The sequence below is a fragment of the Pseudomonas sp. NBRC 100443 genome (assembly GCF_030268185.1).
GTDB lineage: Bacteria > Pseudomonadota > Gammaproteobacteria > Pseudomonadales > Pseudomonadaceae > Pseudomonas > Pseudomonas citronellolis.
Window position 1 is genome coordinate 133,681 of record NZ_BSQE01000002.1, and the last position, 20,185, is coordinate 153,865.

Here is a 20,185-nt window from a genome sequence, read left to right on the forward strand (position 1 = left end):
AGGTTGTCATGTTCGTTGCGTTCACCGCGCGTTACCCTGTGGGCCGTTTGAGTGGCTGATCGTCAAGGAGGAGCGATGTCGGCATCACCTGGCCATTTTCGCGTCATGGTGCTCGGCGGCTATGGCAATTTCGGCAGCCTGATCGTCCGCCGCCTGGCCGGCATCGACGGCATGCGCGTGCTGGTCGCCGGGCGCGACCGCAAGCGCGCCGGCCTGCTGGCCGCGGAGGTGGGCGGCGAGGCGGTGTGCCTGGACATGAACCAGCCGACCCTCGCCGGGCGCCTGCGCGAGCTGGGGGTGGACCTGCTGATTTCCACCGCCGGCCCGTTCCAGGCCCAGGACTACCGGGCGGCGCGCGCCGCGGTAGCGGCGGGGGCGCACTACGTCGACCTGGCCGACGCCCGCGAATTCGTCTGCGCCATCGGCGAGCTGGACCGCGCGGCGCGCAGCGCCGGGGTGCTGGTGTGCGCCGGCGCCAGTTCGGTGCCGGCGCTCAGCGCCGCGGTGGTCGATGAACTGTTGCCGCGCTTCGCCCGCCTGGACGCCATCCACCACGGCATCAGCTCGTCGGCGAAGATTCCCGGCCAGGCTACTCTGGCGGCCGTGCTCGGCTACTGCGGCAAGCCGTTGCGCCAGTTGCGCGACGGCCGCTGGCAGGCGGTGTACGGCTGGCAGGACCTGGTCGCCCACCGCTTCCCGGCGCCCCTGGGGCGGCGCTGGCTGGCCAACTGCGACGTGCCCGACCTGGAACTCTTCCCGCAGCGCTACCCGACGGTGCGCGAAGTGCGCTTCGGCGCCGGCCTGGGCCTGCGCAGCACGCATTTCGGCACCTGGGCGCTGTCCTGGCTGGTGCGCCTGGGCGTGCTGCGCGACGCCAGCCGCCTGAGCCCCTGGCTGCAACGCCTGGCCCAGGGCCTGGAGCCGCTGGGCGACGGGCGCAGCGGCATGTTCGTGCGCCTGGAAGGCGAGGGCGCCGACGGCCGGCCCCTGCGCCTGTGCTGGGAGCTGCAGGCGGCCGACGACCACGGGCCGAACATCCCCTGCATGGCGGCGGTGGCCCTGGCCCGCAAGCTGGCGGCCGGGCGCCTGGACAAACGCGGCGCCACGCCCTGCGTCGGCCTGCTGGGCCTGGACGACTACCTCGCCGAGCTGGAAGGCCTGAGCGTGCGCCATGGCCTGCGCGAGCTGGGGCCGGAGAGCGCCCGCGGCTGATACCCCGCAAGCGGTATGCGCGCCGGCGCCGCAGGTCCGTCCGCCGCCGGCTACTGATCCACGACAAGAAACGCGCCGGGCGCCCGCCCTAGACTCCGTGACCGCCCATCCCGCGAGAGGAGTCACCCATGCACGTGGATATCGCCATCGTCGGCGCCGGCCCCGCCGGGCTCTGCCTGGCCCGCGCCCTGTCCGGCCATGGCCTGTCGATCCTGCTGATCGAGCGCCAGGCCCGCGCCGCCCTGGCCGAGCCGGCGGAAGACGGCCGCGAGATCGCCCTGACGCACGCCTCGCGTAACCAGCTGCAACAGCTCGGTATCTGGCCGCGGCTGGCCGCCCAGGACATCGCGCCGCTGCGCGATGCCCAGGTGCTCAACGGCCCCTCTCTATTCGCCCTGCGCATCGATGCCGGCCTGGCCGGCGCCGGCCAGCTCGGCCACCTGGTGCCGAACCGGGCGATCCGCCGCGCCGCCTTCGAGGAGGTGCAGGACTGCGCCGACGTGACCCTGCTCGACGGCTGCGCACTGCAATCGGCCAGGGTCGCCGGCGACCGCGCCCGGCTCACCCTCGACAACGGCGAGCAGCTGACCGCCGACCTGCTGGTGGCCGCCGACAGCCGCTTCTCGGAAACCCGCCGCATGCTCGGCATAGGCGCGCGCATGGAAGACTTCGGCAAGACCATGCTGGTCTGCCGCATGGCCCACGCCAAGCCCCACCAGCAGGTGGCCTGGGAATGGTTCGGCTACGGCCAGACCCTGGCCCTGCTGCCGCTCAACGGCGACGTCTCGTCGGTGGTGCTGACCCTGCCGCAGCACGAGATGGCCCAGGTAATGGCGCTGGACGAAGCAGCCTTCGCCCGCGACATCGAGCGCCGCTTCGAACACCGCCTGGGCAGCATGGCCCTGCTCGGGCAGCGCCATTGCTACCCGCTGGTGGGCGTCTACGCCGACCGCTTCGCCGGCCCGCGCTGCGCGCTGATGGGTGACGCGGCGGTGGGCATGCACCCGGTCACCGCCCACGGCTTCAACTTCGGCCTGCAGAGCGCCCGGCGCCTGGCCGCTGAAGTGCTGGCGGCCAAGCGCAAGGGCGGCGACCCGGGCGCCGCCGGTCCGCTGCGCCGCTACGCCCTGGCGCACCGCCTGGCGACCTGGCCGCTGTACCAGGCCACCAGCCTGATCGCCGGGCTGTACAACGACCCGCGCCCGCCGGCGCGCCTGCTGCGCAACGCCGGCCTGCGCCTGGCCCAGGGCCTGCCGCCGCTGCGCCAGGCCATCGCCCGGCACCTGACGCAGAACGCCTGACACACCGGCCTGGCCCGGGGGAGGGCGCGGGCCGCGATCCGAGAAAGAACGGGAGGAAAGACCATGGCCCTGACATCCGCCGACATCTGCGCCGCCGCCGATCGCCTGAAGGGCTTCGTCGGCTTCAACCGCAAGACCGGCAAGTACCTGGTGCGTTTCAGCGAGGACTCCTTCGGCCTCGACGTGGACGAGGACAGCATCGTCCCGGCCTGCGAGTTCGTCTGGGCGCAGAAGACCGGCGAGTTGATGACCCTCAGCCGCGAATGCCTGCAGATCCTCCAGGCGCAGAACATCGCCGAGCGCCTGGAATTCGGCGAGGCGCTGCAGACCTACCTGCGGCGCACCGACCTGCCGGAGATCTGCGCCCAGCGCCAGCTGAAGTAGCCGGTGTCGCCTGGAAGCGTCGGCCAATGCATTTGTGGCCGGTGAGTCCGCTCCTACGCCCGAGCTTCCCTGCCGGCTGCGCCGAGGCGCTCTTCGTAGGATGGGTTGAGCCTTGGCGAAACCCATACGGTCGGGGTGATGGGTATCGCTTCGCTCAACACCATCCTACGCGGCGTCATATTTGCCGGTGGGGTAGGAGCAACTGTCTTGCGCCGAGGTGCTTTTCGTAGGATGGGTTGAGCCTTGGCGAAACCCATGCGGTCGGGGTGATGGGTATCGCTTCGCTCAACGCCATCCTACGCGGCGGCGTGTTCGCCGGTGGGGTAGGCGCGGGCTCCGTCCGCGATTCGGCGGATAACGTCATTGCCAAGGGCGCCAGGATGGCCGGCAGGCTCAGAGGAACATGCCGCCGGAGGCCTCCACCCGCTGGCCATTGATCCAGCGGCTGTTATCGGTCAGTAGCGCCACCACGGCGCCGCCGATGTCGTCCGGCAGACCGGCGCGGCCCAGCGCGGTGTTGCCGGCGATCTGCCGGTTGACCTCGGCATTGTCGCGCACCAGGCCACCGCTGAAGTCGGTCTCGATGGCGCCAGGGGCGAGGATATTCACCGCGATGCCGCGCCCGCCCAGTTCCTTGGCCTGGTAGCGGGTCAGCACCTCCATGGCACCCTTCATGGCCGCGTAGGCGGCATGGCCGGGCAGGGTGAAGCGGGTGAGGCCGGTGGAGACGTTGAGGATGCGCCCGCCATCGGCGAGCAGCGGCAGCAGCTTCTGGGTGAGGAAGAAGGGGCCCTTGAGGTGGATGTTCAGTAACTGGTCGAACTGCGCCTCGGTGGTCTCGGCGAAGGCCGCGTGGATGCCGATGCCAGCGTTGTTCACCAGGTAGTCGAACTGCGGGCGGCCGAAGTGCTCCTTCAGCACGCTCTCCACGCGCTGGGCGAAGTCGGAGAAGCCGGCGCTGTCGGCGACGTCCAGGGGCAGCATCCGCACCCGGGCGCCGTGCTGTTCGATCTCGTCGGCGACGATGCGGGCCTCGTCGGCCTGGCTGCGGTAGGTACCGATGATGTCGATGCCGGCTTCGGCCAGGTGCAGCGCGGCGTTGCGGCCCAGGCCGCGGCTGGCGCCGGTGATGAGGGCGATCTTGCGGGACATGGCGTGGCTCCTGTGGGGGTTGGCTTCGGGAACAAGGTTATTGTCCTGCTGGTTGCTGATAAACCTGGCGGAATCGGAAATACTGATCGCCATAACCGAACAATCCGCAGGCCCCGCCGCCCATGATTAAGCCCGAACTGTTGCGCACCTTCGTGCGCGTCACCGAACTCTCCAGCTTCACCCAGGCCGGCGAGCAGCTGGGGCTGCCGCGCTCCAGCGTTTCCGAGCAGGTCCAGGCGCTGGAGGAACTGCTCGGCACCCGCCTGTTGCAGCGCACCACGCGCAAGGTCCGGGCGACCCAGGACGGCCTGGTGTTCTACGAGCGTAGCAAGGAGCTGCTGGCGCAGATGGACGAGCTGCAGGGGCTGTTCCGCCGCGACGGCGAGGTGCTCGCCGGGCGCCTGCGGGTGGACATGCCGACCATAGTGGCGCGCAAGGTGGTGATGCCGCGCCTGGGCGAATTCACCGCCCGCCATCCGCAGCTGGAACTGGAAGTGAGCAGCACCGACCGCCGCGTCGACCTGGTGCGCGAAGGCTTCGATTGCGTGCTGCGCGTGGGCGGCGCCGCGGACGCCTCGCTGGTGGCGCGCCCGCTGGGCGGCTTCGAGCAGGTGAATTGCGCCAGCCCCGCCTACCTGCAGGCCTTCGGCACCCCACGCAGCCTGGACGACCTGGCCGGGCACCGCCTGGTCCACTACGTTCCGGTGCTGGGCACGCGCCCGGCGGGCTTCGAATACCGCCGCGAGGGCAGGACGCATTTCCTGCCGATGGCCGGCAGCGTGACGGTGAACAACGCCGAGGCCTACGAGGGCGCCTGCCTCGGCGGGCTGGGCATCATCCAGGCGCCGCGCCACGGCCTGCGCGACTACCTGGCCGACGGTCGCCTGCTGGAGGTGCTGCCGGACCTGCGCCCGGCGCCGCTGGAGGTGACGCTGCTCTACGCGCACCGCCGCCAGCCGCCGCGGGTGCGGCTGTTCATGCAGTGGCTGCAGGGCCTGGTGGAGGAGGTGGCCGGCCTCTGAACCGGCCGCGGACAACCTCAGCTCGGCCAGTCCGAGTCGAGGATGATCCGGCAGAAGTCGGCGCGTTCGAACTGCGCGTCCTTCAGGGCCAGGACGTCGGCCTTGACGTTGCCGAAGGTGGTCTGCGGCTTGTCCTTGATGCCCTGGTAGAAGGCTTCGATGATGTCGTTCTTGAAGTCGCCGCCGCGCGGGTGGGCGGCCACCACGGCGTCGCGCACGGCTTCGGGGAACTCGGCGTAGTCGATGCCCAGCACGTCCATCTCCACCCCGGCGGTGACCAGGGCGATCTCCGCGCGCATGTGCTGCGGGATGCCCGGGGTGGTGTGCAGGGCGATGGCGGTCCATACGGTCTCCACGTCGCGCTCGGCGATGCCGTGGCTGCGCAGGAACTCGGCGGCGCAGTCGGCGCCGTCCACCTCGAAGCGCTCGCACTTGCTGCAGTAGCGCGGCAGCAGGCCCATGTCGTGGAACATGGCGCCGGCGTACAGCAGCTCGGCGTCGTACTGCAGGCCCCGGCGCGCGCCGGCCAGCGCGCCCCAGTAGTACACCCGCGAGGAGTGGTGGAACAGCAGCGGGGTGGCGGTGTCGCGCACCAGTTCGGTGATCTCGCGGGCGAGCTGGCTGTCGGGGACTTTCACCCCTTGGATGTCGAGGGTCATGGCGGCCTCCTGGTGAGTGGTTGCGGCGCTGTGCTGCCGTGCCCTCATTGGAAGCCCGCGCCGCGTTGGCAGCAATCGATTCAGAGAGCCAAATCCTGCCAAGTGAAGCCGATGCGCTGCCAACTGCTGATAAGACTCCGCTGAAAATGACGTCATAAAACTGACGAAACTTGTTCCAGGTCAAGCTAAAAGTCAGTTCTACGTCACATTCCTGCCGCAATCCATTAAGATGCCGCGCGTGCTGTCGCCGTATTGGTACTCGCCGAGCCGTCATCGTGTCCTTCGTTTTTCCCTCCCTTCGTCCCGCACTGCTGCAGCGTGCCCTGGTACTCACCCTGTGGGTGCTGGCGGCGCCCCTGTGCCTGGCGGCTTCCGGCGCCGCGGACGGCGATGGCGCAGCCCTGCGCGGCATGCTGCTGGGCATCCTCAGCTACGTGCGCTGGCCGCGGGAGCCGCAGACCCTGGAGCTGTGCGTGCTGGGCGAAAGCGAATACGCCGAGGACCTGCTGCGCCGGGGCAGCCTGCTGCAGGCCAACGGCCGCCGCGTCGAGGTGCGCCGCGCGCAGGTGGACGACCCTGCCCTGGGCGAGCGCTGCAACGTGCTCTACCTCGGCCTGCTGGATGAGGTGCAGCGCCGGCGCGCGTTCGCCGGGGTCGCCGGGCACCCGGTGCTGTCGCTCAGCGAGCACGACCCCGACTGCAGCGTCGGCAGCGTGTTCTGCCTGGACTTCAGCGCCACGCCGCCGTCCTTCGCGGTGAACCTGGATTCAGTGGCGCACAGCGGCGTGCGGGTGCACCCCAACGTGCTCAACCTCGGCCGGCGGAGGGGCCAGCCATGAACCTGCCGCGCCTGACCGAGCGCCGCAGCACCCGGCGCAAGTCGCTGGGCCGCCTGCTGTACCGCGCGCACCTGGGGGTGGCCCTGGCCTCGGTGTGCATGGCCGGGCTGGCGGTGGCGGTGGTCGGCCTGCTCACCCTGCGCGCCTATGCCGAGCACAACCTGCACCTGATCGGCCGTTCGATGGCCTATACCGTCGAGGCCGCGGTGGTGTTCAACGACAGCGCCGCCGCCGAGGAAGCCCTGCGCCTGGTGGCCAGCACCGAGGAAGTGCGCCGCTGCGCCGTGTACGACGCCCAGGGCCGCCTGCTGGCGACCTGGGAGCGCGGCCACGGAGTGAGCGCGCTGCGGCATTTCGTCGGGCGCTGGTGGCTCAACCACGAGGAAGTGCAGCCCATCGTCCACGACGGCCGGCAGATCGGCGAAATCCGCCTGACCGGCACCGGCGGGCGCCTGCTGACCTTCCTGATCACCGGCCTGGGCGGCATGCTCGGCTGCCTGGCGCTGACCGCCCTGGGCGCCTTCTACCTGTCGCGGCGCATGGTCAGCCGCATCGTCACGCCGCTCGACCGCCTGGCCCGGGTGGCCCACGCGGTGCGCCGCGACCGCCAGTTCTCGCGGCGCGTGCCCTCGGCGCGCATCGCCGAGCTGGACGAGCTGGGCGGCGACTTCAACGCGCTGCTCGACGAGTTGGAAGCCTGGCAGCAGCACCTGGAGCGCGAGAACGCCTCCCTGGCGCACCAGGCCAACCACGACAGCCTCACCCACCTGCCCAACCGCGCCTTCTTCGAGGGCCGCCTGAGTCGCACCCTGCGCGAACTGGCCCAGCGCGGCGAGCAGGCGGCGGTGCTGTACATCGACTCCGACCGCTTTAAGGCGATCAACGACGAACTCGGCCACGCGGCCGGCGACCGGGTGCTGGTGGCCATCGCCGAGCGCATCCGCGGCCAACTGCGCGACAGCGACCTGGTGGCGCGCCTGGGCGGCGACGAATTCGCCGTGCTGCTGGCGCCGCTGCCGGACAGCCGCGCGGCGCTGCGCGTCGCCGACGACATCCTGGCCAGCATGGCGGCGCCCATCGCCCTGCCGGACGGCAGCAGCATCAGCACCTCGCTGAGCGTCGGCGTGGCGCTCTATCCGCGCCACGGACGCACCCTGGCCGAGCTGCTGCACCGCGCCGACGGCGCCATGTACCAGGCCAAGCGCCGCGGCCGGGGCATGCGCAGCCTGGCCGGCGAGGGCACGGATTCCAACACCGAGGACTACAAGGAGATAGCCCGTGATAGCCAAGCCCCTGAAACCTAGCCGTCTGTTCATCGGCCTGCTGCTTACGCTGCTGCTGGCCGGCTGCCAGACGCCGCCGGCGCCGCAGAAGGGGCTGAGCGCCGAACAGGTCGCAGCCCTCCAGCAGCAGGGCTTCCAGCTGGGCGACGAGGGCTGGGAACTGGGGTTGTCGAGCAAGGTGCTGTTCGGCAACAACGTCGACAGCATCGACCCGTCCAGCCGCGGCGAGGTCGAGCGCATCGGCCACGCGTTGCTGGCGGTGGGCATCGACAAGCTGCGCCTGGAAGGCCATACCGATTCCTACGGCGATGCGGGTTACAATCAGCAGCTCTCGGTGCGCCGGGCACAGTCTGTGGCCCAGGTGCTGGCCGGCATCGGCATGCCCCGGGACAACCTCGAAGTCATCGGCCGCGGCATGCAGCGCCCGGTGGCGGACAACAGTAGCGCCGCCGGGCGCATGGAGAACCGCCGGGTCTCCATCATCGTCCCGGCCGAGTAAGGAGTCGCCGTGGAGCGGTCTTCGCCATTGGCTGCCTACCGCCTCGCTGTGAGCGAGCGGGGGTTCGTCGAGGATGCCGCGCAATGGCACGCGGCACAGCGCCTGGAGGAATGCCAGGCGGCCCTGCACCGTGGCGAGCGGCCGTTGGGCGTGTACCTGTGGGGCCCGGTGGGGCGCGGTAAGACCTGGCTGCTGGACCGCTTCCACGCCAGCCTGCGGGTGCCCGCGCGGCGCCAGCATTTCCATCATTTCATGCAGTGGGTGCATCGGCGCCTGTTCCAGCTGTCCGGCACCGCCTCGCCCTTGCAGGCGCTTGCCGCCGAACTGGCCGGCGAGGTGCGGGTGCTGTGCTTCGACGAACTCTTCGTCAGCGATATCGGCGACGCCATGCTGCTGGGCGGCCTGCTGCAGGCCATGTTCGAGCAGGGCGTGGTGGTGGTCGCCACCTCCAACCAGCCGCCCCAGGGGCTGTACGCCGACGGCTTCAACCGCGAGCGCTTCCTCCCGGCCATCGCCGCCCTGGAGCACCACATGCAGGTGCTGGCCACCGACGGCGGCCAGGACCACCGCCTGCACCCGGGCGCGCCGGTGCAGCGCTACTGGCTGTGCCGCGCCGGAGTGCCCAGCGCCCTGGGCTACGTGTTCGCTGCGCTGGCCGGCAGCGGCAGCGAGGCGCCGCTGGCGCTGGGCCACCGCGAGCTGGCCGTGGTGCGCCACGGCCGCGGGGTGCTCTGGTGCCGCTATGCCGACCTCTGCGAGCGGCCCTGGTCGGCCCAGGATTTCATCGGCCTGTGCGATCGCTTCCACGCCATCCTGCTTGGCGACATCCCCGAGCTGGGCGGCGAGCGGCGCGAGGCGCGCATCGCCCGCGGCACCGAGGATGGCGCGCGGCGGGGGGCCGCCGGCGACCGCCAGTTGCCAGCGCTGTCGGCCCGGGACGACGGCGTGCGCCGCTTCATCGCCCTGGTCGACGAATGCTACGACCGTGGCGTGCCGCTGTACCTGGAGGCCGAGGTGGCGCTGGAGGCGCTCTACACCCAGGGCGGCCTGGAATTCCCCTTCCGCCGCACCCTGAGCCGCCTGCGCGAGATGCAGACCAGCCGCTTCGGCCGCTGAGCGGCGCGCGGGCGCGTTCGTCGGAGCTGTTCCAGACTTGTCGATTCCGCGTCCCGCCGGACGACCAGGAACAGGGCGCGGCCATGGTGGCCGCGCGTCCAGACGAGGAGACAGCCCATGTCCCGCATCCAGCGCATCACCCCCTGCCTGTGGTTCGACGACCAGGCGGAGCAGGCCGCGGCCTTCTACACGGCCATCTTCCCCAACTCGCGCATCGGCACCGTCAGCCATTACGGCGAGGCCGGCCAGGAAATCCACGGCCGCTCGCCGGGCTCGGTGATGACAGTGGCCTTCGAGCTGGACGGCATCGCCTTCACCGCGCTCAACGGCGGGCCGCTGTTCAAGTTCAGCGAGGCGCTGTCGCTGCAGGTGAACTGCGACAACCAGGCGGAAATCGACCACTACTGGGAACGCCTGTCCGCCGGCGGCCCGGTGGAAGCGCAGCAGTGTGGCTGGCTGAAGGACAGGTACGGCCTGTCGTGGCAGATAGTGCCGGCCATGCTCACGGACTTGATAGCCGGCCCGGCGACGGCGGCGTCGCAACGCCTGATGCAGGCGCTGCTGGGGATGAAGAAGCTGGATATCGCGGCGTTGCGCAGGGCCTACGACGGGGCGTGAGCTACGTACCTGTGCGCCGAGGTGCTTTTCGTAGGATGGGTTGAGCCTGCGGAACCCATGCGGCTGCGGTGATGGGTATCGCTTCGCTCAACACCATCCTACGGGGTGGTTTGCCGGCAGGCGTAGGAGCGGACTCAACGCCTCCGCCGCAGACCCCCTCTCCCTCCGGGAGAGGGCTGGGGTAAGGGTGCTCTGGAGCCCGCCGCGCAATCCCAACCCTGAATCGCAGACGAAAAAAAGGCCGTTACCGAGTCGCGGGGGAAGCGGGGGTGGTAACGGCCTTGATGCTTCAAAACCAGGCGAGCAACACCTGATGGGTAATAAGCTAGCAAATTGTTCGCAGGCTAATGATGAATGCGCTTGATAGTGCATATGGGCCGGGACGATGGTTCGCCGCGGGCCCGGGGCATCAGAGGATGCTCAGCGGGTACTCGATGAAGGCGCGCACCTCGTTGAGGTCCGGGCCGACGTCGTTGTCCGCGCGGTAGATGGAGTTGCGCAGCTTGAACGACAGGTCCTTGGCCGGGCCGCTCTGGATCACGTACTTGACCTGGTTGAACAGCTCGCGCTCGGTGCCGTCGGAGTCGCCGCCGGTGTCGATGTTGTCGCCGCGCACGTAGGCGATCTTGTAGGTCAGCCCGGGCACGCCGTAGCCGCCGAAGTCCAGCTCGTAGCTGGCCTGCCAGGAGCGTTCGTCCTTGAGGTTGAAGTCGGCGTAGTAGGAGTTGGCCAGGTAGATGGTGCCGCCGCCGTCGCCGTAGTCGTAGGCGTAGCCGGCATCGCCGCTGCTGCGCTGGTGGGCGAGGATGAAGGCGTGCGGGCCGACGCTGTACTTGGCCGCCAGGCTCCAGATGGTGTTGCGGTCGTTGTCGCCGTCGCCGCCGAAGTCCAGCGCGGCCTGGGAGCCGTCGTCGTACTTGGTGCGGTAGATGTTGAAGTCGAAGTTCAGCGCCTGCTCGGCGGCCAGCGGCAGGCTGTAGTTGACGTTGGCGTAGGTCTTGGCGAAGACATCGCGCACGTCGCTGTGGTAGAGCGCCACGCTGAGGTCGTCGGTGACCGCGTAGCTGCCGCCGTATAGGTAGATCTCGTCCAGGTGGTTGGGGTCGCGCGCCGGGCTGCCCATGGGGCTGTCGGCGGTGAACTTGCCGACGTTCAGCTGCAGGCCCTTGATCTCCTCGCTGGTCAGCAGGGTACCGGTGAAGGATTGCGGCAGCATGCGCGAGTCGTCGCGGGAGAGCACCGGCAGGTCGGGGAACTGGTTGCCGTACTTGATCACGGTATTGGAGAAGCGCAGCTTCACCGCGCCGCCGGCCTCGGACAGGCTGTCCACCGGCTTGCCGTCGTCGTGTTCGTTGAAGATGCCGGTGTAGTTGCGCCCGCGGCCGCTGTCGAGCTTGACGCCGAGCAGGCCGTAGGCGTCGACGCCGAAGCCTACGGTGCCCTGGGTGAAGCCGGACTCGAAGGTGCCGATGAAGCCCTGGCCCCAGACCTTGGCGTCGTTGGTGTGGTCCTTGTAGTCGCGGTTCCAGTAGACGTTGCGCAGCAGCAGGTCGAGCCTGGCGTCCTCGATGAATCCCTTCGACTCGTCCTGGGCGCTGGCCTGGGCCAGCTGGGCGCCCGCGGCCATCACGGCGAAGGCCAGCGCGTGGCGTTTCATGATCCTCATGGATATAGCTCCTTTGGTTTCCAACTTTCAGGTTTTAGCAGTTTTTCGTGCTATCACCAGTGACCGGGTTGTCATTCGTCGGAAATTTCCTACGGCTGGAAACCGCGTGCTAGAGCCTGCCGCTGAGAATCGTGTGATAGCTATCTAATGGCGCTTGGCTGGCGGAAGGGGCGCAAGGCCCCTTCTTCGAGGGCGGTCAGTAGCTGAAGAAACCCTGGCCACTCTTGCGGCCCAGGCGGCCGGCCGCGACCATTTCCTTGAGCAGCGGGGCAGGGCGGTACTTGGAGTCGTCGAAGCCGTCGTAGAGCACCTGCATGATCGCTAGCAGGGTGTCCAGGCCGATCAGGTCGGCCAGGGCCAGCGGGCCGATCGGGTGGTTGCAGCCCAGTTGCATGCCGGCGTCGATGTCGGCGGCGCTGGCCAGGCCTTCCTGGAGCACGAAGATGGCCTCGTTGATCATCGGCACCAGGATGCGGTTGACCGCGAAGCCCGGGGCGTTCTTCACGCTCACCGCGGTCTTGCCGACCAGGCCGGCGAAGGCCAGGGCGCGGGCGTGGGTCTCGTCGGCGGTCTGCAGGCCGCGGATCACTTCCAGCAGGCCCATCACCGGCACCGGGTTGAAGAAGTGCAGGCCGATGAAGCGCTGCGGGTTGCGCACCACCACCGCCAGCTGGGTGATGGAGATGGACGAGGTGTTGCTGGCGATCACGCAGTCGGGGCCGATCAGCTCGTCGACCTGGCGCAGGATGCGCAGCTTGAGTTCGAGATTCTCGGTGGCGGCCTCGATCACCAGGTCGGCGTCCTTCAGCGCGGCGTAGTCGGTGCCGCCCTGGATGCGCGCGAGGATGCCCGGCTTGTCGGCGGCGGCCAGCCTGTCCTTCTTGATCAGCCGTTCGAGGTTGCCGTCGATGGTCATCAGGCCGCGTTCGACGGCGGCGTCGGACACGTCGATCATCGCCACCTGGAGCCCGGCGGCGGCGCACACCTGGGCGATGCCGTTGCCCATGGTGCCGGCGCCGATCACGCCGATCTTGCGGATGCCGGGAGTGGTGTCTGCTGTACTCATGCCTGTCGTTCCTCTGCGATGAATGAAGCGCCCCGCGGCGCCGGCGGCGACGATAGCGCAGGCGCCGGCCCAGGGCGAGCCTCCTGCGGGACGGGGGGCTGGCAGCTGTGACTTTGCCGAGGGCATATGCGCCATTTCATGGCGGGTTAGTCTATGTGGGTGGGGTTGGGGACGAGTCTTTGGCACAGTATTGTCGTGGGCGTCCGGCGTGGCCGGTGAGTCCAATCGCGGACGAAGTCCGCTCCTACGCCTGTGCTTCCCTGGTGCTGTAAGAGCAACTGTCTCGCCGACTGCGCCGAGCTGCTTTTCGTAGGGTCGGGTTGAGCTTGCGAAACCCATGCGGCCGCGGTGATGGGTATCGCTTCGCTCAACACCATCCTACGAAAAGCCATGCTCGCTCATGCCGTAGGAGCGGACTCCGTCCGCGATTGGACTTCCAGAGAAATCTCCGCGCGCACCGGAACGCCCCTTCGGCATGAACAACCCAGGCGACCCCATGAAATCCGAACGCATCCCCCTGGACTACCCCTGCGGCCCCGCTCCGGACCCCGGCGCCAGCCGCGAGATCGCTCCGGGCGTGCACTGGCTGCGCATGCCCCTGCCGCTGAGCCTCGACCACATCAACCTGTGGGCCGTGGAAGACGGCGACGGCTGGGTGCTGTTCGACACCGGCATGCACACCCAGGCCACCCTCGACGCCTGGCGCGCGCTGCTGGCCCCCGGCGGCGCGCTGGGCGGGCGGCGGCCGACGCGGCTGTTCGTCACCCACATGCATCCGGACCATGTCGGCCTGGCCGGCTGGCTCACCCGCGAGTACGGCTGCGAACTCTGGATGACCTTCGGCGAGTACATGAACTGCCGCGTGCTGGCCGCCGACAGCGGCCGCGAGGCGCCGCCGGAAGGCGTGCGCTTCTACCGCCGCGCTGGTTGGGACGAGGCGGCCATCGCCCATTACCGGGCGCGCTTCGGCGGCTTCGGCAAGTTCATCTGGCCGCTGCCGGAAAGCTATCGGCGCCTGCGCGACGGCGAGCGCATCCGCATCGGCGCGCACGACTGGCGGGTGGTGGTGGGTTCCGGGCATTCCCCCGAGCATGCCAGCTTCCATTGCCCCGATCTGCGCCTGCTGGTCGCCGGCGACCAGGTGCTGCCGCGCATCTCGCCGAACGTCTCGGTGTTCCCCACGGAGCCTGCGGCCGACCCGCTGGGCCAGTGGCTGGAATCCCTGGCCAAGGTGCGCCGCGAGGTGCCCGACGACGTGCTGGTGCTGCCGGCCCACAACGAACCCTTCCAGCCCCTGCACGCGCGCCTGGAGCACCTGGAGCGCGGCCACCAGCGGGGCCTGGAACGCCTGCAGGAACTACTGGGCGAAGGCCCGAAGCGCGCCATCGACCTGTTCGGCGCGCTCTTCGCCCGGCACATCGACCAGGACCTGCTGGCCCTGGCCACCGGCGAGTGCCTGGCCAACCTCAACTACCTGGCGCAGCGCGGCCGGGTGACGGCCAGCGAGGACGGGCAGGGCGTGGCCTGGTACCGCCTGGCCTGAGGCGGGCTCAGATCCACACGTCGTTGGGCGCGGTGCGCTCGCCGCCCTGATCGCCGGTGTTGAGCACGCCGCGCGGCTCGATCAGCAGCACCTGCGTCTCCCGCGCGGCGAAGGGCTTGTGCTCCACGCCGCGGGGCACCACGTACATCTCCCCGGCGCGCAGTTGCACGGCGCCGTCGTGGAAGTCGATGCGCAGCTCGCCGTCGAGCACGATGAAGGTCTCGTCGGTGTCGGCGTGGCTGTGCCAGACGAACTCGCCCTCCAGCTTCACCAGCTTGAACTGGTAGTCGTTCATCTCGGCCACCACCCGCGGCTGCCACTGCTCGTGGATGGCCGCCAGCTTGGCGGCGAAGTTGACCGGCTGGTAGGGGCATGGGGATGTTTGCGGCATGTTTCAGCTCCTGGATCATCGAGCGGCCAGGGTAGGGCGCCTGGGCGCGGGCGTCTTGCATATTCCTGCGCATGAGTGAGGCGCCGGGGCGGATTTTCCGCCTAAGGAAATCCCCAATGCCTACGGCAGCCTACCCCCATGCCGAGGCCGTTTCCCCGTATGGTCCGCCCCGGGGCCCATCCCCTAAGGTGCCCCTGGCCCCGCCCTTCGAGGGCGAGGGCGCCTTGCAGCGACACGCCTGCCCATAACGACAAGAGACCTCGCCATGAACCCTTCCTCCTCGTGCCGCGCCCCGCGCACGGCTCCAGCCGCCATCGACGCCTGCGCGGCGCGCCCGGCGCGCAAGCGCTACGCCTACGAGTGGTACGTCGTCAGCCTGTGCATGGTGGCGTACATCTTCTCCTTCGTGGACCGGCAGATCCTGGCGCTGATGATCGAGCCCATCAAGGCCGACCTGCAGCTCAGCGACACCCAGTTCAGCCTGCTGCACGGGCTGGCCTTCTCGCTGTTCTACGCGGTGATGGGCTGGCCCATCGCCTACCTGGCCGACCGTTTCTCGCGGCCACGGATCATCGCCGTCGGCGTGGTCTTCTGGAGCCTGGCCACCGCCGCCTGCGGGCTGTCGAAGAACTTCCTGCAGATGTTCCTGGCGCGCATCGGCGTCGGCGTGGGCGAGGCGGCGCTGTCGCCGGCGGCCTACTCGATGTTCAGCGACCTGTTCCCGCGGGAGAAGCTGGGCCGCGCGGTGGGCATCTACTCCATCGGCTCCTTCCTCGGCGGCGGCCTGGCCTTCCTGGTCGGCGGCTACGTCATCGACCTGCTCAAGGACACCCACGCGCTGGTGCTGCCAGTGCTGGGCGAGGTCAAGGCCTGGCAGCTGACCTTCTTCATCGTCGGCCTGCCCGGGGTGCTGGTGGGCCTGCTGATCTGGCTGACCGTGCGCGACCCGCAGCGCCAGGGCCTGAGCCGCGACGCCAGCGGCCAGGCCAAGGCCGTGGCGCCGGGCGACGGCGTGCGCTTCCTCGGCCGCCACCGGCTGACCTTCAGCTGCCTGTACCTGGGCTTCTCCTGCTACGCCATGGCCCTGTACGCCATGCTCAGCTGGACCCCGGCGCTGTACATGCGCAAGCACGGCCTGGACCCGGTGAGCACCGGCTACACCCTGGGCGTGGTGCTGCTGCTGGCCAACACCGCCGGCGTGTACTGCGGCGGCTGGCTGACCGACCTGCTGGCCCGCCGCGGCCACGGCGACGCGGCCATGCGCACGGGCGTGATCGGCGCCATCGGCATGCTCGTGCCGGTGGCCCTGTTCGCCGTGGTCGAACCGCTGTGGCTGTCCCTGGCACTGCTGGTGCCGGCGATGTTCTTCGCCTCCTTCCCCCTGCCGACCTCCACCACGGCCATGCAGAACCTGGCGCCGAACCAGGTGCGCGCGCAGGTCTCGGCGATCTTCCTGCTGGTCAGCAACCTGCTGGCGGTGGGCCTGGGCACCACCCTGGTGGCGCTGATCACCGACCGGGTGTTCGGCGACCCGGCGGCGGTGGGGGCGTCGATCGCCATCGTTTCCGCAGTGGCTGCGTTGCTGACCATCGGGCTGTTGTGGAAGGGCTGCGGCAGTTATCGCGCGAGCCTGGTGCGTGAACAGGCGGAGCGTGCCTGAGCGGACTCCGTCCGCGCTTCGTGCCACAGGGAATGGCGTGAGTGGGGCAGCGTAGCGGATCTTATCCGCGAACCGCGCCGGTGGTTCCGGCTATCGCGGACAAGGTCCGCTCCTACGGGGACATGCCGTGCCTCCCGGAAACCTGTAGGAGCGGGCCCTGCCCGCGAAATCGCGCGCAGGGCGCGCTCCTACAGGGGAATGGCGTGGGTGGGATTCATCCGCGCTACGCCGGCACCACTTCCCGGCCCGGCAGGAAGCGTCCGAAGCCGCGTTCCTTGCCCAGTTCCTCGGCGAAGCCGCTTTCCCGCCGGTACGCCACGCGCCCATTGATCACCGTGGCGTCCACCGCCGTGTCGTTGCGTTTCACCAGGCGCACCAGCCCGAGGTTTTCCATGGGCGCTTCGCTCACTTCGTCCAGCTCGTCGGTCAGCCCCTCGGGGTTGACGATCACCAGGTCGGCGCGGTCGCCCACGCGCAGGTAGCCGGCGTCCAGCCCGGCGAAGTCGGCCAGTTCGCCGGTCAGGCGCTGCACCGCGCGGCCCGTGTCCATGAACGGCTGGCCGGCCAGCTCGGCGTCGCGCACGTACTTGAGGAAACGCAGCGGGAAGTTGTACTGCGCGTGGGACGCCAGGTGCGCGCCGGAGTCGGCGAAGCCCGGCTGCGTCCAGGGGCTGGCCAGCAGCCTGGCCATGACCTGCGGGCGGTGGTTGCCGTAGCAGGTGGTCCACTTCAGCGCGTTGCGGTACTGGCTGGCCAGGTCGAAGAAGGCGTCCACCGCATCCTTGCCCTGCTGCTGGCCGATGTCCTCGAAGTTGCGGCCGACGAGGCTCGCGTCCGGGCATTCGCGCACCCAGCAGTCGGAGAGGCGGCGGTGCCACAGGCCCAGGCTGAGGGTGGCCTTGATGTCCTTGCGGAAGCGTTCGCGGAAGGCCGGGTCCTGGATGCGCGCGTAGAGTTCTTCCGGGTCCTTGATGTCGCGGAGGATTTCGCCGGCGCCGAATTCCTCGAAGCCGTTCATGTTCAGCCCTTCGATGCGCACGTTGAACGGCGCCGGCAGCGTCTGCCAGCGGAAGCGCCCGCGCAGCACGCGGTTGGCCAGCCAGCCGGAGGCGCGGGTGATGCGGTGCATGAAGGGCTGCGACTTGAGGTCCAGGGCGGTGAGCATGCTGCACTTGAGCGGCCGGCGGAACCAGCCGTGGGCCTGCCAGAGGAAGGCGAACACGTTGATCTTGGTCACCGCGTTGGGCGCGCCCTGCATCAGCGCGCCGCGCCGGCGCAGCACGGCGAACAGGCGGGAGAATTCCTTCCAGCTGGCGAAAGTGGAGGGCAACGGGCTGGACCAGGCGCGCTCGCCGTCCATCTTGTCCAGCCGCGTGGTCATCACCGAGAGGCCGAAGCAGCCGGCGTCCAGCGCCTCGTTGAGCAGCTGCTCCATGCGCTGCAGCTCGGCCTCGGTGGGCTTGGCGCCGCTGGTGGCGCGCTGCAGGCCCATCACCGCCACGCGCAGCTCGGAATGGCCGAGGAAGGAGCACAGGTTCGGCCCCAGCGGCAGCTGCTCGTAGAAGGCCCGGTAGCCGGCGGCGTCGCGCCAGGTGCGTTTCTCCCGCAGGATCGGCAGCACCACCTCGCGCGGCACCGCCTCGACGCGGGTGAACAGGTCGGAGCAGTCCTCCGCCTCGCCCAGCACCATGCTGATGGAGCAGGAGCCCAGGGCCACCGTGGTCACGCCGTGGCGCACCGATTCCTTCAGCGCCGGTGCGGCTATCACCTCGGCGTCGTAGTGCGAGTGGATCTCCAGGAAGCCCGGGGTCACCCACTTGCCGGCGGCGTCCAGCACCTGCGGGCAGCCGGCCTCGTCCAGCGGCGAGGCGCTGAGGGTGTCGAGGCGCCCGGCGCGGATGCCCAGGTGGCGCAGCGCGCCGGGGGCGCCGCTGCCGTCGAAGTAGAGGCCGTTCTTGACGATGATGTCGTAGCTCACAGGAGGCTCCAGGGAGACAGCAGCAGGACCCCGCTGACCAGCAGCAGGAGGTGGATGGCCAGGCGGAAGTGGCGTTCCGGGCAGCGCCGGTGCAGGTATTCGCCCAGCCACAGGCCCAGCGGCAGCAGCGGCGCGTAGGCCAGCACCTGGGGCAGGGCCGGGCGCAGCCGGCCGTCGACCAGGAAGGCCAGGGTGAGCAGGCCGTTGAGGCTGAACCAGACGCACACCAGGGTGGCGCGCAGGCGCGACTTGTCCAGCTGCTGGCCGGCCAGGGCGTAGACCAGCAGCGGCCCGCCGGAAGCGAACAGGCCCTGGCAGACGCCGGCTGCGCCGGTGGCCAGGCGCATCGCCCAGGCCGGCACCTGGCCCCTGGGCGTGCCCTTGGCGCTGCGGTGCAATTCGCGGGCGGCGAACCACAGGATGAGCAGGCCGAGACCGCGCTTGAGCAGTTGCGGGTCCAGCCAGGGCAGCAGCAGGTAGCCGGCCACCATGCCCAGCAGCATGCCCGGCAGCAGGGTGGCCAGCAGCAGCCGCCACTGCACCAGGCGCCGGTGGCGCCAGGCCAGGTAGCTGGTCAGGCCGACGTTCAGCGGCACCAGCACCGGCAGCAGCTGTTCGATGGGCAGCAGCAGGGCGCCGAGGGACAGCGCCAGCACCACGCTGCCGAAGCCGGTGACCGCTTCCAGGGTGTAGGCCAGCAGAATGAAGCTGCCCAGGGCAGGGGCCACGTAGCTCATGGCGTTCTCCCCCCGGCGGCGGCGAGCTTGGGCAGCGGCGCGCGGCGCGACCAGAACAGCGCCAGGCCCAGCCCGGTGAGCAGTTGCCAGCAGCCCCAGAAGGCGGCGATCAGCAGCATGCCGCCGGCCTCGGGGAAGAAGGTGAGGATCAGCGCCATGCCCAGCGCCGAATTGTGGATGCCGCTTTCCAGCGTCACCGCGCGCACGTCGGCCTCGCCCAGCCGGCAGGCCCGCGCGCACAGGTAGCCCAGGCCCAGGGCGGCGCCGTTGAGCAGCGCCACCAGCCAGAAGAACAGGTGGAAGTAGGCGACGAACTGCGCGTAGTTCTTGATGAAGGCCATCACCACGAAGGCCGCCAGCACTAGCAGCGAGAACACCCGCATGGGCTTTTCCAGGCGCCGCGCCAGTTGCGGGCGGCGCCGGCCCAGGGCCATGCCGGCGAGCATCGGCGCCACCAGCACCAGCAGCACCGTGGCCAGCAGCTCCAGCGGATCGATGCGGATCTGCGTGAGCAGCGCGCGGGTCTCCGGCGCAAGGCTGGCGTAGAGGGCGAAGTTGAACGGCGTGAAGAACCCGGCGGACAGCCCGGACACCGCGGTGACGCTGGCCGACACCGCGACGTTGCCGCGGGCGAGCCAGGTCATGACGTTGGAGAAGCTGCCGCTGGGGCAGGTGGCCACCAGCAGCATGCCCAGGGCCAGCTGCGGGTCGATCGGCAGCAGGTTGGCCAGCAGGCAGGCGCTGGCCGGCAGCAGCAGGAACTGGATGAACATGCCGATCAGCGGCGCCTTGGGCGCGCGGACGATGCGGGTGAAGTCCTCGCGGCGCAGTTCCAGGGAGACGCCGAACATCATCAGCGCGATGATCGCGTTCAGGGCCAGCATCGAGGCGCCGGCGAATTCCAGGTGGACGGTGGGCATCAGCGCGCCTCCCTAAGGGGCGCGGGGCACGGTTTGCAAGGCATGCGCGGCTCGTTTGTATTTCTCGTTGTAATGGGCAAGGATACCCGCCCCGCGCCGCGCTTTGCTGGCTCAATCAGGACTTTTTCCGGTTATTTCG

General features: G+C 69.6%; 19 protein-coding genes. 11 read left to right on the forward strand and 8 right to left on the reverse strand.

The features are described from left to right. Nucleotides 1-75: 75 nt before the first annotated feature. The 3 genes from QSJ95_RS02835 (at nucleotide 76) to QSJ95_RS02845 (ending at nucleotide 2,897) form a co-directional block, all read left to right on the forward strand. Nucleotides 76-1,212: a saccharopine dehydrogenase family protein gene (locus QSJ95_RS02835; RefSeq protein WP_009621845.1), complete on the forward strand. Its 1,137-nt coding sequence runs from the start codon at nucleotides 76-78 to the stop codon at nucleotides 1,210-1,212. Nucleotides 1,213-1,340: 128 nt separating this feature from the next. Next, a complete protein-coding gene (ubiM, locus tag QSJ95_RS02840) occupies nucleotides 1,341-2,513 on the forward strand; it encodes a 5-demethoxyubiquinol-8 5-hydroxylase UbiM (protein ID WP_285639892.1) in 1,173 nt (390 codons plus the stop codon). Nucleotides 2,514-2,576: 63 nt separating this feature from the next. Further along, nucleotides 2,577-2,897 carry a DUF2025 family protein gene (locus tag QSJ95_RS02845; RefSeq protein ID WP_009621849.1) on the forward strand — a complete coding sequence of 107 codons (321 nt, stop codon included), beginning with the start codon at nucleotides 2,577-2,579 and terminating at the stop codon, nucleotides 2,895-2,897. Nucleotides 2,898-3,290: 393 nt separating this feature from the next. Here the strand turns inward: QSJ95_RS02845 and QSJ95_RS02850 are convergent, their stop codons facing one another. Next, a complete protein-coding gene (locus QSJ95_RS02850) occupies nucleotides 3,291-4,049 on the reverse strand; it encodes an SDR family NAD(P)-dependent oxidoreductase (protein ID WP_285639897.1) in 759 nt (252 codons plus the stop codon). Between the two features lie 122 nt (nucleotides 4,050-4,171). On the opposite strand from QSJ95_RS02850, the gene QSJ95_RS02855 reads away from it, so the two are divergent. Further along, nucleotides 4,172-5,071 (forward strand): LysR family transcriptional regulator, encoded by a 900-nt coding sequence (locus QSJ95_RS02855; protein ID WP_009621852.1) that lies wholly within the window; start codon nucleotides 4,172-4,174, stop codon nucleotides 5,069-5,071. Between the two features lie 17 nt (nucleotides 5,072-5,088). Here QSJ95_RS02855 and QSJ95_RS02860 read toward each other — a convergent pair whose 3' ends face one another. After that, nucleotides 5,089-5,730, reverse strand: coding sequence for an HD domain-containing protein (locus QSJ95_RS02860; protein WP_009621854.1), 642 nt, complete (start codon nucleotides 5,728-5,730; stop codon nucleotides 5,089-5,091). 275 nt (nucleotides 5,731-6,005) lie between these two features. On the opposite strand from QSJ95_RS02860, the gene yfiR reads away from it, so the two are divergent. The 5 genes from yfiR to QSJ95_RS02885 all read left to right on the forward strand — a co-directional run bounded on the left by yfiR (nucleotide 6,006) and on the right by QSJ95_RS02885 (nucleotide 10,085). Further along, nucleotides 6,006-6,569: a regulatory sequestration protein YfiR gene (gene yfiR, locus QSJ95_RS02865; RefSeq protein WP_285639900.1), complete on the forward strand. Its 564-nt coding sequence runs from the start codon at nucleotides 6,006-6,008 to the stop codon at nucleotides 6,567-6,569. Next, entirely contained in the window at nucleotides 6,566-7,873 is a 1,308-nt protein-coding gene (gene dgcN / locus QSJ95_RS02870) for a diguanylate cyclase DgcN/YfiN (RefSeq protein WP_285639902.1), read from the forward strand. Before yfiR ends, dgcN begins: the two co-directional genes overlap by 4 nt. After that, nucleotides 7,848-8,351 carry an outer membrane lipoprotein YfiB gene (gene yfiB, locus QSJ95_RS02875; RefSeq protein ID WP_009621860.1) on the forward strand — a complete coding sequence of 168 codons (504 nt, stop codon included), beginning with the start codon at nucleotides 7,848-7,850 and terminating at the stop codon, nucleotides 8,349-8,351. The genes dgcN and yfiB overlap by 26 nt, the downstream gene beginning before the upstream one ends. Nucleotides 8,352-8,360: 9 nt before the next feature. Beyond that, nucleotides 8,361-9,467, forward strand: coding sequence for a cell division protein ZapE (zapE, locus tag QSJ95_RS02880; RefSeq protein WP_285639905.1), 1,107 nt, complete (start codon nucleotides 8,361-8,363; stop codon nucleotides 9,465-9,467). Between the two features lie 117 nt (nucleotides 9,468-9,584). Continuing rightward, a complete protein-coding gene (locus QSJ95_RS02885; protein ID WP_285639906.1) occupies nucleotides 9,585-10,085 on the forward strand; it encodes a VOC family protein in 501 nt (166 codons plus the stop codon). Between the two features lie 409 nt (nucleotides 10,086-10,494). Here QSJ95_RS02885 and QSJ95_RS02890 read toward each other — a convergent pair whose 3' ends face one another. Beyond that, the gene (locus tag QSJ95_RS02890; protein WP_285639908.1) at nucleotides 10,495-11,751 is read right to left on the reverse strand and encodes an OprD family porin; all 1,257 of its coding nucleotides are present in this window, start codon (nucleotides 11,749-11,751) and stop codon (nucleotides 10,495-10,497) included. Between the two features lie 196 nt (nucleotides 11,752-11,947). After that, nucleotides 11,948-12,817 carry a 3-hydroxybutyryl-CoA dehydrogenase gene (locus QSJ95_RS02895; RefSeq protein WP_285639910.1) on the reverse strand — a complete coding sequence of 290 codons (870 nt, stop codon included), beginning with the start codon at nucleotides 12,815-12,817 and terminating at the stop codon, nucleotides 11,948-11,950. 496 nt (nucleotides 12,818-13,313) lie between these two features. On the opposite strand from QSJ95_RS02895, the gene QSJ95_RS02900 reads away from it, so the two are divergent. Then, the gene (locus QSJ95_RS02900) at nucleotides 13,314-14,360 is read left to right on the forward strand and encodes an MBL fold metallo-hydrolase (protein ID WP_285639912.1); all 1,047 of its coding nucleotides are present in this window, start codon (nucleotides 13,314-13,316) and stop codon (nucleotides 14,358-14,360) included. Between the two features lie 7 nt (nucleotides 14,361-14,367). On the opposite strand, the gene QSJ95_RS02905 is transcribed toward QSJ95_RS02900, so the two are convergent. Continuing rightward, nucleotides 14,368-14,751, reverse strand: a complete 384-nt coding sequence (locus tag QSJ95_RS02905) for a cupin domain-containing protein (RefSeq protein ID WP_285639914.1) — start codon at nucleotides 14,749-14,751, stop codon at nucleotides 14,368-14,370. A 265-nt stretch (nucleotides 14,752-15,016) separates the two neighbouring features. Between QSJ95_RS02905 and QSJ95_RS02910 the strand changes: the two genes are divergently transcribed. Then, nucleotides 15,017-16,411: a spinster family MFS transporter gene (locus tag QSJ95_RS02910; protein ID WP_058070366.1), complete on the forward strand. Its 1,395-nt coding sequence runs from the start codon at nucleotides 15,017-15,019 to the stop codon at nucleotides 16,409-16,411. A 223-nt stretch (nucleotides 16,412-16,634) separates the two neighbouring features. Here the strand turns inward: QSJ95_RS02910 and QSJ95_RS02915 are convergent, their stop codons facing one another. From QSJ95_RS02915 to QSJ95_RS02925, 3 genes are read right to left on the reverse strand one after another with little or no spacing between them, the layout of a single operon-like run. Continuing rightward, entirely contained in the window at nucleotides 16,635-18,389 is a 1,755-nt protein-coding gene (locus QSJ95_RS02915; RefSeq protein WP_285639917.1) for an N-acyl-D-amino-acid deacylase family protein, read from the reverse strand. Then, nucleotides 18,386-19,126, reverse strand: a complete 741-nt coding sequence (locus QSJ95_RS02920) for a sulfite exporter TauE/SafE family protein (RefSeq protein WP_058489824.1) — start codon at nucleotides 19,124-19,126, stop codon at nucleotides 18,386-18,388. Before QSJ95_RS02920 ends, QSJ95_RS02915 begins: the two co-directional genes overlap by 4 nt. Beyond that, nucleotides 19,123-20,046: a bile acid:sodium symporter family protein gene (locus tag QSJ95_RS02925; protein ID WP_285639918.1), complete on the reverse strand. Its 924-nt coding sequence runs from the start codon at nucleotides 20,044-20,046 to the stop codon at nucleotides 19,123-19,125. The genes QSJ95_RS02920 and QSJ95_RS02925 overlap by 4 nt, the downstream gene beginning before the upstream one ends. Nucleotides 20,047-20,185: the final 139 nt, after the last annotated feature.